The sequence below is a fragment of the Kitasatospora sp. NPDC088351 genome (assembly GCF_040685575.1).
Classification (GTDB): Bacteria; Actinomycetota; Actinomycetes; order Streptomycetales; family Streptomycetaceae; genus Kitasatospora.
The window spans coordinates 58,879-75,435 of the sequence record NZ_JBFBIL010000032.1; the positions used below are offsets into that span (position 1 = coordinate 58,879).

The 16,557-nt window shown below is 74.5% G+C and carries 11 protein-coding genes and 1 pseudogene; 8 read left to right on the plus strand and 4 right to left on the minus strand.

Annotated elements, in window-relative coordinates; genetic code table 11:
- Positions 1-9 precede the first annotated feature (9 nt).
- The 4 genes from ctaD (at position 10) to AB0P06_RS22320 (ending at position 4,032) form a co-directional block, all read left to right on the plus strand.
- Entirely contained in the window at positions 10-1,695 is a 1,686-nt protein-coding gene (ctaD, locus tag AB0P06_RS22305) for a cytochrome c oxidase subunit I (protein WP_363609959.1), read from the plus strand.
- Positions 1,696-1,949: 254 nt separating this feature from the next.
- Positions 1,950-2,483 carry a hypothetical protein gene (locus AB0P06_RS22310; protein ID WP_363609903.1) on the plus strand — a complete coding sequence of 178 codons (534 nt, stop codon included), beginning with the start codon at positions 1,950-1,952 and terminating at the stop codon, positions 2,481-2,483.
- Between the two features lie 141 nt (positions 2,484-2,624).
- Positions 2,625-3,356, plus strand: coding sequence for a response regulator transcription factor (locus tag AB0P06_RS22315; RefSeq protein ID WP_363609905.1), 732 nt, complete (start codon positions 2,625-2,627; stop codon positions 3,354-3,356).
- A 247-nt stretch (positions 3,357-3,603) separates the two neighbouring features.
- Complete coding sequence (locus tag AB0P06_RS22320) at positions 3,604-4,032, plus strand: pyridoxamine 5'-phosphate oxidase family protein (protein WP_363609907.1); 429 nt, start codon at positions 3,604-3,606, stop codon at positions 4,030-4,032.
- Positions 4,033-4,153: 121 nt separating this feature from the next.
- Here the strand turns inward: AB0P06_RS22320 and AB0P06_RS22325 are convergent, their stop codons facing one another.
- Positions 4,154-5,851 (minus strand): GAF domain-containing protein, encoded by a 1,698-nt coding sequence (locus tag AB0P06_RS22325; RefSeq protein ID WP_363609909.1) that lies wholly within the window; start codon positions 5,849-5,851, stop codon positions 4,154-4,156.
- 486 nt (positions 5,852-6,337) lie between these two features.
- On the opposite strand from AB0P06_RS22325, the gene AB0P06_RS22330 reads away from it, so the two are divergent.
- A complete protein-coding gene (locus tag AB0P06_RS22330; protein WP_363609911.1) occupies positions 6,338-7,234 on the plus strand; it encodes a universal stress protein in 897 nt (298 codons plus the stop codon).
- A gap of 265 nt (positions 7,235-7,499) precedes the next feature.
- On the plus strand, positions 7,500-8,498 hold the full coding sequence (locus AB0P06_RS22335; RefSeq protein ID WP_363609913.1) for a hypothetical protein: 999 nt from the start codon (positions 7,500-7,502) through the stop codon (positions 8,496-8,498).
- Positions 8,499-8,622: 124 nt separating this feature from the next.
- On the opposite strand, the gene AB0P06_RS22340 is transcribed toward AB0P06_RS22335, so the two are convergent.
- The 3 genes and pseudogenes from AB0P06_RS22340 to AB0P06_RS22350 form a co-directional block, all read right to left on the minus strand.
- Positions 8,623-9,126 (minus strand): copper chaperone PCu(A)C, encoded by a 504-nt coding sequence (locus tag AB0P06_RS22340; RefSeq protein ID WP_363609915.1) that lies wholly within the window; start codon positions 9,124-9,126, stop codon positions 8,623-8,625.
- A 32-nt stretch (positions 9,127-9,158) separates the two neighbouring features.
- Positions 9,159-11,576, minus strand: coding sequence for a heavy metal translocating P-type ATPase (locus tag AB0P06_RS22345; RefSeq protein ID WP_363609917.1), 2,418 nt, complete (start codon positions 11,574-11,576; stop codon positions 9,159-9,161).
- Between the two features lie 359 nt (positions 11,577-11,935).
- Positions 11,936-13,994 (minus strand): annotated as a pseudogene (locus AB0P06_RS22350) (TerD family protein).
- A 254-nt stretch (positions 13,995-14,248) separates the two neighbouring features.
- On the opposite strand from AB0P06_RS22350, the gene AB0P06_RS22355 reads away from it, so the two are divergent.
- Both AB0P06_RS22355 and AB0P06_RS22360 read left to right on the plus strand, forming a co-directional pair.
- Positions 14,249-14,905, plus strand: a complete 657-nt coding sequence (locus AB0P06_RS22355; protein WP_363609919.1) for a hypothetical protein — start codon at positions 14,249-14,251, stop codon at positions 14,903-14,905.
- A 178-nt stretch (positions 14,906-15,083) separates the two neighbouring features.
- Positions 15,084-16,505, plus strand: coding sequence for a hypothetical protein (locus AB0P06_RS22360; protein WP_363609921.1), 1,422 nt, complete (start codon positions 15,084-15,086; stop codon positions 16,503-16,505).
- Positions 16,506-16,557 lie beyond the last annotated feature (52 nt).

The window sequence follows — 16,557 nt, forward strand, 5'->3', positions numbered from 1 at the left end:
GGCTCGTCCGTGGTCAGGCTGCTGACGACCACCGACCACAAGACGATCGGCTCCATGTACCTGGTGTCGTCGTTCGGGTTCTTTCTGATCGGCGGCATTCTCGCGCTGGTCATGCGCGCCGAGCTCGCCCGGCCGGGGACGCAGATCCTCTCCAACGAGCAGTTCAACCAGGCCTTCACCATGCACGGTTCGGTGATGCTGCTGCTGTTCGCCATGCCGCTGTTCACGGGCTTCGCCAACTGGATCATGCCGCTGCAGATCGGCGCCCCGGACGTCGCCTTCCCGCGGCTGAACATGCTGGCCTACTGGCTCTTCATGTTCGGCTCGCTGATCGCCGCGGCCGGCTTCGCGACCCCGCAGGGCGCCGCCGACTTCGGCTGGTTCCTCTACGCGCCGCTCTCCGACGCCATCCACTCGCCGGGCGTCGGCGCCGACATGTGGATCATGGGCGTCACGCTCTCCGGCTTCGGCAGCATCCTCGGCGCGGTCAACTTCATCACCACGATCATCTGCATGCGCGCCCCGGGCCTGACCATGTTCCGGATGTCCATCTTCTGCTGGAACGTGCTGCTGACCTCCGTCCTGGTGCTCATGGTCTTCCCGGTGCTGGCGGCGGCGCTGCTCGCGCTGGAGTGCGACCGCAAGTTCGGCTCGCACGTCTTCGACCCGGCCAACGGCGGGGCGATGCTCTGGCAGCACCTGTTCTGGTTCTTCGGCCATCCGGAGGTCTACATCCTGGCGCTGCCGTTCTTCGGGATCGTCTCCGAGGTCATCCCGGTCTTCTCCCGCAAGCCGATGTTCGGCTACGCCGGCCTGATCGCCGCCACCGTCGCCATCGCCGGCCTCTCGGTGACGGTCTGGGCGCACCACATGTACGTCACCGGGCAGGTGTTGCTGCCCTTCTTCTCCTTCATGACCTTCCTGATCGCGGTGCCCACCGGGGTGAAGTTCTTCAACTGGGTCGGCACCATGTGGAAGGGCTCACTCAGTTTCGAGACGCCGATGCTCTGGACGGTCGGCTTCCTGGTCACCTTCCTCTTCGGTGGTCTGACGGGCGTTCTGCTGGCGGCCCCGCCGATCGACTTCCACGTCTCGGACTCGTACTTCGTCGTCGCCCACTTCCACTACACGCTGTTCGGCACCGTGGTGTACGCGATGTTCGCCGGCTTCCACTTCTGGTGGCCGAAGATGACCGGCAAGATGCTGGACGAGCGCCTCGGCCGGATCACCTTCTGGACGCTGACCATCGGCTTCCACTCCACCTTCCTGGTGCAGCACTGGCTGGGCGCCGAGGGCATGCCGCGCCGTTACGCCGACTACCTCGCGGCGGACGGGTTCACCGTGCTCAACACGGTGTCCACCATCGGCTCGTTCCTGCTCGGCCTGTCGATCCTGCCGTTCCTCTACAACGTCTGGAAGACCGCCAAGTACGGCGAGAAGGTCACCGCGGACGACCCGTGGGGTTACGGCCGCTCGCTGGAGTGGGCCACCTCCTGCCCGCCGCCGCGGCACAACTTCGTCACCCTGCCGCGGATCCGCTCCGAGTCCCCGGCCTTCGACCTGCACCACCCGGAGATCGCCGCCCGCGACTTCCTGGACAACAACGGCGAGCCGGCCAAGCACCTGGTCGGCGTGACCCCGGCCAACTACGACAACCCGGAGCTGCGCCGGGCGCCGAAGAAGCTGGACGGCTGACAGCCAACGGATGACGGATGACGGATAACAGATTTCAACGTCTGTCATCTGTTATCTGCTGTCCATCACCGCGCCGGCCGACCCGGCACGGCGGCCCCGCGCCGCCCCCTGACGCCGTCCCCGCCCGTTTCGATGCCCCCGGGCGGGCGGGGACGGCTCCTCCTCGACCTGGCGGACACCCCGGCCCAGGGTCCCCCATCACCGGCCCGCCCCGAGCAGGCGGCGCCGAACCCCTCGGCTGAGGAGCGAAAGGCATGTCCCACACCGTCCTGGCCATCGGCACGGCCGCGATCACGGCGTCCGGCTGCGTCTGGTACCTGCCCGCCATCTCCGACCTCCAGGCGGGCGACGACCGCCCCCGGTCGGCCCGCACCGCCGCCGCGGCCTGCATCGTCTGGTGGGCGGGCATGGCGCTCGCCGGCGGACTGCTGCTGGTCGTCCCCGACTGGCAGCCCGCCGCGCAGGTCGCCCTCGCCGGCCTCGTCGCCGGCGTCATCCTGCGCGTCCGGGCCCTCTGGTACCGCCGGGTCGAGCGGCACGAGGACGGACTGCGCTGGGCGATGCTCGACGCCGGGCCCGCGCCGAAGTCCCCGCGCCCGGCCGCCCTGACCTTGCTGGGCTGGCTGCTCGTCGGCCTGGCGATCTCCTCGCTCGGCGCGGTCTCCATCCTGATGGCCGGGGGCGGCTCGTTCGCCCCCCGTGTCGCCGCCGCGGCCGGCAGCGCGGTGGCGGTCTCCACCGCCTTCCTCCTGATCGGCCTCGGCAACGTGCGCCGGTACCGGCACTGACCCCGGCCGCGGCCGCAGCCGGAACCAGGTCCGAGGCCCCGGCGAATGGGGCCGTTGGGCCCTGGGCCGCCGCGCGTCGATCGGCGATGATGCCGTAGTCCCGAAGCAGTGTGCCGGGCGCGAGGAAGGTGGAGCCGCGACATGGCGAGCGAGACGACCGGTACCGAGACGCCGGCACCGGTCAGGGTGTTCCTGCTGGACGACCACGAGGTGGTACGCCGGGGAGTCCACGACCTGCTGGACTGCGAGCCGGACCTCGAGGTGGTCGGCGAGGCCGCCACCGCCGAGCAGGCCCTCGTCCGCGTCCCCGCGCTCCGCCCGGACGTGGCCGTTCTCGACGTCCGCCTCGGCGGCGACAGCGACGGTGTGGCCGTCTGCCGTGAACTGCGCTCCCGGATGCCCGATCTGGCCTGTCTGATGCTGACCTCCTTCGACGACGAGGAGGCGCTGCTCGACGCCGTGATGGCGGGCGCCGCCGGGTACGTCCTGAAGCAGATCAGCGGCACCGACCTGGTCGCCGCCGTGCGTACCGTCGCCTCCGGCCGCTCGATGCTCGACCCCGGCGCGGCGACCCGCCTGCTCAACCGCCTGCGCAGTGACGCCGAACCGGAGCAGGCGACCACCGGCGGGCCGGAGCTGACCGTGCGCGAGCAGGAGGTGCTGGCGCTGATCGGCGAGGGCCTGACCAACCGACAGATCGGCGAGCGGCTCTACCTCGCCGAGAAGACGGTGAAGAACCACGTCTCCCGCCTGCTGGCCAAGCTCGGCGTGGAGCGGCGGGTCCAGGCGGCGCTGATCGCCACCGAACTGCGCCAGCCGGCCGCCGCCCCGCAGCCGGCGCACCAGCGCTCCTACGGGGGCCTCCGGGGCTGACCCGGGGGAGCGCGCCGCCCCGTCGGCCGTGCACGCGGACCGGGGTCCGCGGCGGGCAGGTCCTCACCGGTGAATCCGCCGGTGAGGACCTGCCCGTTTCCGTGTCCCCATCGGCCCCGCCGCCGTGTCGGGGACGGTGGCGGGGCCGACCGGGGGCGGGCGTCCCGGCGGATCGGGGCCGGTCGGGACGGTTCACAGGACCATCGGCCCTCCCCCCGGCCCGGCCCGGCGAGTGACCATCGCTGGCATGAACCCCGATCTCGCAGCGTCGTCCCCGCAGGTGGAACCGGACGTGCAGCCGTGGCCGCTCGGCGTCCGGGACCTCGACGAGGCTCGGGCGATGGAACTGCTGGCCGGTACGGAGGTGGGCCGGGTCGTCTACACCGTCGGCGCCCTCCCGGCCGTGCTGCCGGTGCGCTTCCGGCTGGACGCGCGCGGAGGTGTGCTGCTGTCGGCGCGGGCCGGCTCGGAACTGGTCCGCGCGGTGGACGGCGCGGTGATCGCGTTCGAGGCCGACGAGGTGGACGGCGTGGACGGCACCGGCTGGTGCGTCACCGTCCTCGGCCGGGCCCAGGTGGAGCCGGCCGGGGCGGCCCGCCGTGCGGACGCGCATCGGGTGCAGATCCGCATCGGGGCGGAGCTGGTCGTCGGGCGGCGGCTGACAGCTGACAGCTGACAGATAACAACTAACGGATAACAGATTTCGAATTCTGTCAGCCCGCTCTTGTCCGCCCCGGGCCCCCGCGCCCACCGGACCGTCGCGAGCCGCGCGCGCCCGCGGCTCGCACCCGCCCGCCTCAGGCCCCCAGCGGTGCCTCCCACGCCACCCGGGTACCGCCGCCCTCCGCCGCCTGGAGCTCGAAGCTGCCGCCCGCGCGCTCCGCCCGCTCGGCGAGGTTCCGCAGGCCGCTGCGCCGCCCGCCCTCCGGCACGCCCGCGCCGTCGTCCGTGACCGTGAGCGTCACCCGGCCGCCGAGCGCCCGCAGCGCGACCTCCACCCGGCTCGCCCGCGCATGCCGCGCCGCGTTGCTGAGGGCCTCGCCGAGGACGGCCATCAGGTGTTCGGCGAGTTCCTGCGGCACGTCCGTGTCGAGCAGGCCCTCCATGCTGAGCCGGGGAGCGAACCCCAGCGTCGCCTGCGCCTCGCCCACGGCCCGGGTGGCGCGGGCCCGCAGCCCCCGGTCGGGCTCGTTGTGGGCGCGCAGCCCGAAGATCGTCGAGCGGATGATCTTGATCGTCTCGTCCAGGTCCGCGACCGCCCGGCTGACCCGGTCGGCCGCGGTCGGGCTCTCGATCAGCCGGCCCGCGCTCTGCAGCGTCATGCCGGTCGCGAAGAGCCGCTGGATGGCCAGGTCGTGCAGGTCCCGGGCGATCCGGTCGCGGTCCTCCAGCAGCGTCAACTGCTCGGCGTCGCGCCGCCGTTCGGCGAGCTCCAGGGCGAGCGCCGCCTGGTCGGCGAAGCCCAGCAGCGGGCCGGTCTCCTCCGCGCTGAACGGCGGCCGCCCGGCCTCCCGGGCCAGCAGCAGCACGCCCCGCCCGTAGCCCGTCCCGGTGCCCAGCGGCACCGCGACCGCCGGGCCCAGCCCGTCGAACCGCCCGGGCGGCCCGGCCGTGAACCGCGCGTCGCACTCCAGCTCGCCACTGGTCACCGGCGAGCCGGACACGTACGCCGCGCCGGAGAGCGTGCCGTCCACCGGCACCGTCACCCCGAGCCGGGCGGTCGGCTCGCCGCCCAGCGCCACCTCGACGGTCAGCTCGCTCGCCCGCTCGTCCGGGCCCGCCAGCGCCACCGAGACGTCCGCCAGCTCCGCGCCCGCGATCTCCCGCGCCCGGCGCGCGATCAGCTCCACGACCTCCAGCCGGTGCGCGCCCGACAGCAGACTGCGGGTGATCTCGGCGCTCGCCCGCAGCCAGCGCTGCTGGCGCTGCGCCTCCTCGTACAGCCGGGCGTTGTCGATGGCCACCCCGGCCGCGACCGCCAGGGTCGCGATGACCGCCTCGTCGTCGGCGTCGAAGTCCAGGCCGCCGCGCTTGTCGGTGAGGTACAGGTTGCCGAACACCTCGCCGCGCACCCGCACCGGCACCCCGAGGAACGTGTGCATCGGCGGGTGGCGCGCCGGGAAGCCGACCGAGGCGGGGTGCTCGGACAGCACCGGGCAGCGCAGCGGCTGCGGATGGCGGATCAGCTCGCCCAGGATGCCCTGCCCGGACGGCAGCGGCCCGATCGCGTCGGTCTCCTCCTTGGTCAGACCGACCGTCAGGAACTGCGAGAGGGTGTGCCCGTCGGCGCCGATCACGCCGAGTGCCGCGTACCGGGCGTCCACCAGGTCGGCGGCGGCCTCGACGATCCGGTGCAGGGCCTGCGAGAGGTCCAGCTCGCGCCCGACCGCCAGCACCGCCTCCAGCAGGCTGTGCACCCGGTCCCGGGTGCCGCGCGCCGCGTCGATCCGCCACTGGAGCTCCTCCAGCAGCTCGTCCAGGCGCAGCTGTGGCATCCGCGCCGAACCGCCCCCGGGGGGCGCACCGTGGCCGGGCGCACCCCCAGCGGGCGCGGCACCGCCGGGCCCGCTGTCGGTGGGGGTGCCGCCTCCCGCGGACGCGCCGTCCATGGCGGCTGCCCCGCCGACGTCCGTTCGCGTCCCGTCCGCGCCGCCCACCGGCGTCCTCCTCGTCGCTCTGTACCGGTACGTCCGGTTCGGTCCCCGGTCGCCCGACCAGGAAGATTGTCGGATTCACGTTAGTGCCCGCCCACAGCGGCACGGAACGCCGGGTCCGTCATGTACGCACCCGACGGCCGCCGCGGACCCTTCCCGGCTCCCTCCCTGGACGGGACCTCCGGCCCTGCCCCGAGGGCCCAGCGGCCTCTGCCGCGCACCCCGCCGGGCCGTCAGGGTGGTGGTACCGGACGACACGTCAGGGTGCCCCGCCCGGTACCGCCGCCGCGCCACCCCGCGCCGCCCCGCCCAGTGAGAGGAACCCTCATGACGCCACCCGTCCTGGCCGGAGTCGACGGCTCGCCGGAGAGCACCGCCGCCGCCCAGTGGGCCGCCGGCGAAGCACTGCGCCGGGACGCCCCGCTGCGTCTGGTGCACGCCTGGCCCTGGCTGACCGACGGCCGGGCCGCCTTCGCCGACGCCGACGACCTGCCCGCCGTCGCCCAGCGGATGCTCGCCGCCACCGCCGACGAGGTGCGCCGCAGCCACCCCGGCCTCCCCGTCCAGACCGACGTGGTGCTCGACGCCGCCGTGGACGGGCTGGTGTCCGCCGCCGAGGACGCCGGTCTGCTGGTCCTCGGCTCGCGCGGCCTGGGCGGCTTCACCGGCCTGCTGGTCGGCTCGGTGAGCATGGCGGCCGCCGCCCGCTGCGCCGCGCCCGTGGTGGTGGTCCGGCCCGCCCCGGCGACCGGCGCCCGCACCGGGGAGGAGGCCGGGACCGGCGAGCAGGCCGGCACCGCCCCCGAGGTGGTCGTCGGCGTCGACGCCCACGCCCCGAGCGAGGACGTGCTCGCCTTCGCCTTCCGGGAGGCCGCCCTGCGGGGTGCCCGGCTGCGCGTGGTGCACGGCTGGGAGATGCCGCCGGTGTTCGCGTACGCGGGCTGGATCCCGCCGCAGACCGAGATGGCCAACCTCCAGGCGCTGGAGGCGAAGACGCTCAGCCTGGCGCTGGACGAGTGGCGTGACCGGTACCCCGACACGGTCCTGGTCGAGCAGGTCCGGCTCGGCGCGGCCCGCTCGCTGGTCGAGGCCTCGGAGGCGGCCGACCTCGTGGTGGTCGGACGGCGCCGGCGCCCGCACGACATCGGCCTGCGGCTCGGCCGGGTGGCGCACGCCGTCCTCCAGCACGCCCACGCCCCGATCGCCGTCGTGCCGCACGCCTGACGGGCCACGCCTGCCGGGCCTGCGCCCGTCGGACCCGCCGCCTGACGGCAGGCGCGGGCCCGACAGCCCGACGGGCCCGGCAGCGCCGCCACACCGCCGAGCACGGCCGGACAGCCCGGACCGCCCGGCCCGGACCGCCCGGGCCGAAAGCGGGCCGTTGGACCCTGTCGCCCGCCCATCGGCCGGGAGCACCCTCGGGAGTACCAGCCACTGCGGCGTGACTCCCCGATGGCGGCCGTGCCCCCGAGGCAAGGAGAGGATCACCATGACCGAGCCAACCCTCACCGCGGCCGACCTGCGGCTGCTCGCCGCCGCCGGTGGCGCGGCGCCGTCGCTGCACAACAGCCAGCCCTGGCGGTTCCGTCCCACCCCGGACGGGCAGGGCCTGGAGGTGCGCGCGGACCCCGGTCGCGCCGTCCCGCTCGCCGATCCCAACGGCGCCGCGCTGCACATCTCCGTCGGCGCCGCCCTGTTCAACCTGCGGGTGGCCGCCGGCCGGCTCGGCCGCGAGCCGGCCGTCCGACTGCTCCCGGACGAGGACGATCCGCAGCTGCTCGCCGTCCTCGACCTCGCCGGACCAGCACGCGCCGAGCGGCTGTTCGGCCGGGACCTCTACCCCGCCATCGCCGAACGCCACTCCAGCCGCCAGCCGTTCGCCAACCGGGACGTGCCGGAGGCCGTGCTCGGCGAACTCGTCGCCGCCGCCCACGACGAGGGCGTCGCACTGGCCCCGCTGGAGGAGGCCGGGGTCCGGCGGGTGCTGGCGCTCACGGCGGAGGCCGAGGACCGGATCGCCCACGACCCCGCCCGGCAGGCCGAGACCCACGCCTGGCTCAGGCGGGACGCCGCCACCGACGGCATCCCGCTCACCGCCCTCGGCCCGCTGGACCACGACGCCCGCGTCCCGATGCGCGAGTTCGCCGGCCGCCCGCCGCACCGGGGTGACGCGCCCACCCAGCCGTCCCAGCGCTTCGAGGCACTGCCGCAGCTCTGCACCCTGACCACCCCGGGCGACGGCCCGGCCGACTGGCTCCGCACCGGTCAGGCGCTGGAGCGGGTCTGGCTGCTGGCGACCGTGCACGGGCTCCGGCTGACGGTCTGGCACCAGGCCGTCGAGTGGGACGACACCCGGTGGGGCCTGCGCGACCCGGCCGAGGGCCCCGGCTACGTCCAGCTGGTGCTGCGCACCGGGTACGGCCCGCCCGGCCCGGCGACGCCCCGCCGCCCGGTCGAGTCCATTCTCGACCAGCCGGTCCGCCCCTGAGCCCGGAGGCCCGGCCGCTCCGACGTCCCTCGCGACGCCTCCGCACCGCGAGGGACTCCGTACCACGACGCCCCTGAACGCCGGTCCGCCCTCCCGCGGACCCGCGTTCAGGGGCGTCGCCGGTTCAGCCGGCGGGCCGTCCGCCCGGAGGTACGACCTCGGCCCTGACCCGCAGCTCCGGGCTGCTGCGGAAGCTGAGCGTGAACTCCACCCACTGCCCGGCCCGCAGCGCCGGCGGGTTGGTGATCATCAGATCGGAGTCCTCCGGCGACATCACCAGCTCGCCCCGCTCCGGTACGGACAGCGCGGTGACCGGCTCCCACCGGCCCGACGCGCCCTGGTGCTGATGCCGCTTCAGCGTGATCCTTCCGCCGAACTCCCAGCTGGCGCCTACGAGTTCATCGGGGACGTCGCCGGGGTTGCGCACCGTGAAGAAGGCGGCCGTGGCGGTGGCCCCGCCGGCCGTCGGCAGCAGCAGCCAGCCCGGCCCGGCCTCCACCGGACGCTGCCGACCGGCCCCGCCGACCGCCGTCCACCCGGACAGCAGCGCCAGTGCCACCGCCGCCGCGGCCACCGGCGGCCCGACCACCCGCAGCCGTTCGCCCGTCCGCAGCCGTCCGGCTCCCACCGACCCCACCGTCCTCGCCGCCTTCGCCGTCCTCACCACGCCGCACCCGCCGAACCCCGCCGCCCCGCCGCCGAAGAACGGCGCCGCCCGCCCGGCCCCCGGCCGCTCCCCGCCGAACCATCGCCGTCGCCGTGCCCGCCCGAGGCGCCGCGCCCCGGCTGCCAGGTCCGCAGCCGCAGACTGTTCCCCACCACCAGCAGCGAACTCAGCGACATCGCCACCGCCGCCAGCATCGGGTTCAGCAGCCCGACGGCCGCCAGCGGAATCAGCACCACGTTGTAACCGAAGGCCCAGAGCAGGTTGGCCCGGATGGTGGCCAGCGTCCGCCGGGCCAGCCGGACGGCGTCCACCACCGCCTCGATGTCGCCCCGCACCAGCGTCAGCCCGGCCGCCCCGATCGCGGCGTCACTGCCCGAGGCGAGCGCCACCCCGAGGTCGGCCGAGGCCAGTGCCACCGCGTCGTTGACGCCGTCGCCGACCACCGCCGTGGTCCGCCCGGCCGCCCGCAGCTCCGCGACCACCTCGGCCTTGCGTTCCGGCGAGGCCGAGGAATGCACCCGCTCGATGCCGAGCTCGTCCGCGACGGCCCGGGCCGCGCCCGCGCCGTCGCCGGTCAGCAGGACGGTCTCCAGACCCATCCCGCGCAGCCGGTGGAGGGCCCGCCAGCTGCCGGACCGCAGGGTGTCCCCGATCGCGAGGACCGCCACCGCCCGCCCGTCCAGCTCGACGACCACCGGCGTCCGGCCGGCCTCACCGGCCTGTGCCAGCGCCGCGTCCAGCTCGGGCGGCAGCGGGCCGCCGGCGTCGTCGGGCCGGACGACCCGTACCTGCCGGCCCTCGACCGTCCCGGACACCCCGACCCCGGCGGTGGCCGCGAAGGCGGTCACCGCCGGCAGGCCGTCGGCCCCGCACAGTTCCCGGGCCGCCCCCACGACGGCCCGGCCGATCGGATGCTCCGACCGGTGCTCCACTGCCCCGGCCAGCCGCAGCACCAGGTCCGCGTCCACCGCGCCGGACGCGCCCGCGCCCGTACCGGTACCCGCACCAACGGCCGCGCCCGTACCGGCGCCCTCGGCGACCACCACCGACGCGAGCTCCATCCGCCCGGTCGTCAGCGTCCCCGTCTTGTCCAGCACCACGGTGTCGATCCGCCGCAGGCTCTCCAGCACCTCCGGCCCGCGCACCAGCACGCCCAGCTCGGCGCCCCGGCCGGTGGCGGCCAGCAGCGCCGTCGGCGTGGCCAGCCCCAGCGCGCACGGGCAGGCCACCACCAGCACCGCGACCGCCGCCGTCACCGCCGCCTGCGGATCGGCGCCCGCACCCAGCCAGAAGCCCAGCACACAGACCGCCACCGCCAGCACACACGGCACGAAGACCCCGGCCACCGCGTCCGCCAGCCGCTGCGCCCGCGCCTTGCCTGCCTGGGCGTCCGCCACCAGGGCGGTGATCCGGGCCAGCTGGGTGTCCGCGCCGACCGCCGTCGCCCGCACCACCAGGGCGCCGCCGACGTTGACCGTCGCGCCCGCCACCCGGTCCCCGGGGGCCGCCTCGACCGGCACGCTCTCGCCGGTCAGCAGGCTCAGGTCGAGGGCCGAACTGCCGTCCACCACCACGCCGTCGGTCGCCACCCGCTCGCCCGGCCGCACCACGAACTCCTGCCCGGGCAGGAGCTGTTCGATCGGCAGCAGCCGTTCCTGCCCGGTCTCCGGATCCCGGACGCACACCTCCTTCGCGCCCAGCTCGGCCAGCGCCCGCAGGGCCGAGCCGCTGCGCCGCCGCACCCGGCCCTCCAGCAGCCGCCCGGCCAGCACGAACAGCGGCACCCCGACGGCCGCCTCCAGATAGACGTGCGCCGCGCCGCCACCGTCCGCGGTCAGCGAGAACGGCATCCGCATGCCGATCTCCCCGGCCCCGCCGAACACCAGCGCATACGCGGACCACCCGAACGACGCCACCACCCCGAGGCTGACCAGGGTGTCCATGGTGGCGGCGGCATGCCGCAGGCCCTGCCAGGCCCGCCGGTGGAACCCGGCCGAACCCCAGCTCACCACCGGTACCGCCAGGGCGAAGCAGACCCACTGCCAGGCGGGGAACTGCAGCGCCGGCACCATGGAGAGCACCACCACCGGCACCGCCAGCAGCGCCGTCACCAGCAGCCGCCACCGGTCCCCGGCGCCCTCCGCCTCCCCGCCGTCCCCGACCTGTCCGGCCGAGGCCAACTCGGCGGTGTAACCGGCCCGTTCGACCGCGGCGACCAGTTCCTCGACGGCCACGCCGACGGGGTGCACCACCCGGGCCCGTCCGGTGGCGAGGTTGACCCCGGCCGTCACCCCGTCGATCCGCGCCAGCCGCTTCTCGACCCGGCCCACACAGGCCGCACACGTCATCCCGCCGACCGCCAGATCCGTACTGACCAGCGCCCCGGCGTCCGCACCCGCGACGGAACTCAATTCCCCGCCCCCATGTCGTGCCCGCTCATCCCGGGTTTCCCGCCGCCGCCCCCGGGCGTCAGCCCCGGGGACACCGGTCCGGCCCCCCGCCCCACGGCGAAGGCCGCCACGAACACCACCACCAGCAGCAGGGCGAACCCCGCCAGCACACTCAACGGCCGGACACCCGGCGACTTCGCACTCACCCCCCACCAGTCGGCCCGCGACCCCCTTTGGTTCCCCTACGTTCCGAATTGCCCCACCCGATCCCCCGCCGCCCCTCCTGTCCCGCCCTGCCCTGTCCCTCCCCGCCCTCCCCGCCCGAACGCCGACAGGGCCGGGGCCCGTCCTGCGGCCCCGGCCCTGCTGACGGTTCGCCCCTACACCCGACGGCCCGCCCGGTGGTCGAGGTGGGCGACCACACCCGAGTGGAACCGCTCGACGGCGGCGTCGACACCCCGGATGAAGCCGGTCTCGGCGTTGCCCCGGGTGCTTCCCACCGACTTCGCGAGGGAGAGCCGGAACCCGGTGATCTTCGACGAGTCCTTCGGCAGCAGATTGCCCGGCTCGGGCCGCAGCTTCTCCAGGGTGCCGCGAGGTCCGGCGGCGGCACCGTCCGTCAGGGTCTCGACGTGCAGGTCTGCCGGTGCCTCGGCGAGCTGGCGGACCAGTCGCTTGACCCAGCTCAGCGGGTAGCCCTGCTCCGGAGCCGGGATCTCGATCGAGGTGCGCAGCTTGCCGAGACGCAGGTCCGCCGTGATGGTGACGGTGCCGACGGTGTCCTCGATCCTGATCTCGGCGTTGAGCCGGCCGTCCGCGCAGAGCCGGTCGGCGAGCGCGGCGCGCCGGTCCCGGGGGTCCTCGCCGCGGCGGGTTCGCTGGACGGGCTGGACCTTGACGCCGAGTTCGCCGCCGAGCTGGAGGCAGACCTGGCGGATGAGCCGCTCCCAGCTCTCGACGACCTGGACGGCGCGCTCGTCCCCCCTGGGTGAGCGTCTCGTCGTCGATGCCGTTGCGCACCGGCACCCACGCCGGGCCCATGTTCTGGAAGCCGTGGCAGCCCGAGTTCTCGTGCTGGAGGTAGTGCAGCAGCTCCTCCAGGAGCCACCCGTGCGCCGGATTGGTGAGGCCCTCGTGACGGATCAGCATCTTCGCCTGGAAGGCGACCTCGGCCCAGGACAGGTGGCAGAGCATCACCTTGTGCTTGCGGCGCCCGTCGATCTTGACGGAGACGAGCGGGCTGCCTTCCAGCGCGACATCGTTGGAGAGGGTGATGACCGCTTCGTAGCCGCGCCGGGCGGCGATGTCCATGTAGTCCTGGACCTGCTCGGCCTTCAGCGGGTTGCCGTTGGTCTTGCTCTCCAGCAGGGCCGTCCAGAGCCGCCCGGCGCGATCGACCCGGATGACGCCGTCGGGGCGCTTGGGGGAGTCGCCGTGGGGGAGCGAGACCTCGGCGAAGGTCTCCATCCGGCCGGCCGGCGCCCCGAACGCCGCGGTCAGCCGGCGGCCGAACTCCGGCACCTGTGCCATCACCGACAGCAGGACGGAGGTGGCCCGGACCTCGCGCTCCCGGTCGCTCTTGAGGCTGGTCGCGGGGAAGAGACGGGCACTGCGCCAGGAGTCGTTCTCGGCCAGCGACGGCCTGGCGCTCCTGGGCCGGGTCACCTTCTTCCTCGCGGTGCGCAGCCGCTTGGGCGCGGCCGGTGCGGAGGGCGCCCCCTCGGCGGCCGGCGGCTGGGCCTGGGCCGGTACCAGCACCTTGGCGGCCGGACCCGCGCCGTCCGGAGCGGCGGGCGCCTCGCCGACGGCGGACGGCTGCGGCGCCCCGGGGGCCGTCGCCTCGTCACCCGTGCGCTCGCCGACCCCGTCGTCAGTCCCTTCCTCGGTCCCTTCCTCGATCCCCTCGCCGACCCCGTCATCGGTCTCGTCGTCGTCGATCTCGATGCCGAAGTCGGTGGCGAGCCCGGCCAGTCCCGAGTCGTATCCCTGCCCGACGGCGCGGAACTTCCACTCCTGGTTGCGCCGGTAGATCTCGCCGAAGACGAACGCGCTCTCGGAGTCCGCGTCCGCGATGGGGAAGGTGAGCAACTGCTCCCCGGCGCTGTCGGCCAGCCCCAGCCGGAGGTTGTCCAACTGGCCGAACGCCGCGCGCTGGTGACGGCTGGCCGCGATCACCAGCCGTTCGATGCCTGCGGGCACGGCGGTCAGGTCGAGCTGGATGCGGTCCTCGGTGCCGACCTCCGTCGGGGTCTGCCCGAGCAACTGGACGCTTCCGTCCTCGGCCGCCGGGTTGTTGTAGAAGAAGAAGTCCGCGTTGCTCCGCACCTTGCCGTCCGCGGCCAGAAGCAGCACCGAGACGTCGGCGTCCCCGTCGCCGCCGGGGCTGCTCCAGCCAAGGCTCACTATGACGGAGTCGGTGCGGTTGTCGACCGTTGTCACCGCTCGGCTGGTGCCAGGGCGGCCAGCAGGGAGCCTAGTGCCTCCGGTGCGCACGCTGGTGGGGGTTTGAGCGGGTTGTGTGCATGCAACCGGAACGTTATCCGCCGGAAACGGAGGTGCGCTGCCGTCCCGGGCAGGGGGCGGGCGGGCACTCGAACGGGTCAGCAGCTTTGGCCGCGGCGGCGGTTGTTGCCAAGCATGGGGAGGTAAGGGCCCAAGCGCCGCCGGTCACCGAACAAGAAGAGGGATCCTCGGTGCGTGAACTCCATACCCTCCCGAGCCGTCCTGGTACGAGCGTCCGCCGGCGGTGGACGGCACACCGCAGGGGGGCGCTGCTGGCCATGCTCGGAGGCGCGGCCGTGCTGGCCGCGTGCAGCAGCTCGTCGACCAATCCGTCGATCGGCGCCTCAGGCCCGGAGACGCCCTCCACGCTGAGCACCGCACCCAACCCGTCCGCGTTCTCGGGCGAGCCGCCGTCCGCGCTGGCCTCGACGGTCGAGTCGGCCCTCGCCTCCGCTTCGGCGGCGAGGGCGTCCTCCTCCGCGGCGGCGGCCTCCTTCGAAGCCTCGGTCGCGGCGCAGGGCGCGCAGGCGAACGCCAAGGCGGCCTCGGTGCTGAGCGGGGTGGAGGACGGGGGCAACGCGCTGGGCGCGGTCACCCTCACCGGGCTGCCGCGCGCCAGCACCGGTGGCCTGCACGCCGTCGTGGTCACCATCGCCAACACCGGCACCTCCGCCGCGTCGTTCGCCGTGCAGGTGGACTTCACCGACACCAGCGGAAAGACGGTGGACAGCGCGATCGTAGGCGCCGACGACGTCCCCGCCGGGGGCAAGGCCTCGCCGGTCGCGTTCAGCACCCAGCCGGCCGACGTCACCCTGCTCCCCGTGGTGGTCAAGGCCGTGCGGTACTGACCGCACTGACGCCACGCCGGTGTTGGGCACAGCGGGGTCACCGCGTTCGCCGACAGGGCCCAGGAGACGGTCCGGCCTGGGGCAGCTGACAGATCGCGAAGAGGAGCGCTATGATCCTCGCGATGACGACTCATTCTGTTACCAGATTGGGGGTCCCATCCGCGCAAGGTGAGTGCTGATGCTCACTCGGACCGCGAATGGGGATTCCCACCTTTCCCTCTGGCTGCGCGTGCGCGAGTTCGCCGTGCCGCCGTCCATGATCGAGACTGCGACAACCCGCCGGTGTGCCGGAGACTGGGCCGGGGCGTGCGCCGCCGCAGGCATCGACGTCGACCTCAACCTGCGTTCCCTGGCGCGTACCCATGGCCAGGACCTCGTGGCCCGGGTGCGGGCCGACCTCCGCCGGCTGGCTCCTGACCTGTTGCGCTGGCACATGCCGAGGATCGCTCCTGACGGGCTGCTGCGCCCGGGTCTGACCATCGCGCTGGCCCGGTACGACGCAGCCGGGCGTGACGGCGAATGCCCGGTGCACCTCGTGGCCCGGACTCCACCGGCCTGGGCGGATGCCGGTCAGCGGATCAGCCTCGCACTGTGGGACGGATCCTCCGCGGAGGCCGTCACCGGCCGTTATCCGCATCCCCGTCCCAGCCGGCGGTTCCGCCTCGACCTGCACCGCCACCTGTGGGACGCGGAAAGGGCTGATGAGCTGCGGATCCGGTCCGGGGCCGACCGGCCGCCCGCCGACGGCCGGCCTGTGCTGAACCGCGATTCGACGGGGCTGGTGCCACGGTGGCGCCGCTGCGCCGTTGACCGATGGGCGGCCGAGGCGGGGATTCTGCTCCACGCAGAGGGGCGGCCCACCGATACCGTCGCCGTGTGGCTCGGGGCCCGACGCCGGCTGTTCCTGGACCTGGCCGTGGACCGGGACGGCCTCGGGCCGCCTGCGGTGCGGATCGCGGCGACGTCCACGGACGGCGGTGCCTCCGCGCTGCCGGTCCTGCCCGACGCGGCGACCTGGGCGCTGCCCGACCTGGAACTGATCCGCACCGGTTCGATCGAGGCCGATCGGCTGCACCCGCTGGTCGCCTCGGCACTGGTACCGGGCCATTCGCCGGCCGGTCCGTCCCGGACTCCGGACCGGCCGGGACAACCGCGCCTCGTGGAGTGCCGTGGAGCTCAGCACCGGATCGGTCTGGTCGACGGGGTACTGGCTCCGCTGGACCATGACCCGGCCGAGGTCCGCCGGGAAGAACTGCTGGCCGCACTGACCGGTACGCCGCTTCCCTGCCTCCAGGCGATCGATCTGGCGCACCGTCGTCCGGACTGCCTCCCGGGGGTTCGCGAACGCCTGGACCACGGAGACACCGCCGGTGCGCTGGCCGTCGTCGAGGGCCTCCTGGGCCCCGACGCGCTGCTGCGCAGCGGCGATCTGCGGGACGAACTGGAGGCGGCCGCGCTGAGGCGGATCACCTACGGACTGTTCAGGGCAGGCCTGGTCGGCGCCGGACCCGGACCTGTGGCCGGACCCGGATTCGGCCGCGTGGATCGTGGCCGTTCGGGCGACCGCCGTTCCCGCCCGCGCCACGCGCTGACCCGCTGACCCACTGGCCCACTGGCCCACTGACCCCGGGGACCCCGTTCCCCGCATCTGC

What these genes read in the sequence shown, in the direction of transcription:
- AB0P06_RS22310 (WP_363609903.1), top strand. Translation starts at nt 1,950, where the DNA reads ATGTCCCACACCGTCCTGGCCATCGGCACGGCCGCGATCACGGCGTCC.
- AB0P06_RS22315 (WP_363609905.1), top strand. Translation starts at nt 2,625, where the DNA reads ATGGCGAGCGAGACGACCGGTACCGAGACGCCGGCACCGGTCAGGGTG.
- AB0P06_RS22320 (WP_363609907.1), top strand. Translation starts at nt 3,604, where the DNA reads ATGAACCCCGATCTCGCAGCGTCGTCCCCGCAGGTGGAACCGGACGTG.
- AB0P06_RS22325 (WP_363609909.1), bottom strand. Translation starts at nt 5,851, where the DNA reads ATGCCACAGCTGCGCCTGGACGAGCTGCTGGAGGAGCTCCAGTGGCGG.
- AB0P06_RS22330 (WP_363609911.1), top strand. Translation starts at nt 6,338, where the DNA reads ATGACGCCACCCGTCCTGGCCGGAGTCGACGGCTCGCCGGAGAGCACC.
- AB0P06_RS22335 (WP_363609913.1), top strand. Translation starts at nt 7,500, where the DNA reads ATGACCGAGCCAACCCTCACCGCGGCCGACCTGCGGCTGCTCGCCGCC.
- AB0P06_RS22360 (WP_363609921.1), top strand. Translation starts at nt 15,084, where the DNA reads ATGCTCACTCGGACCGCGAATGGGGATTCCCACCTTTCCCTCTGGCTG.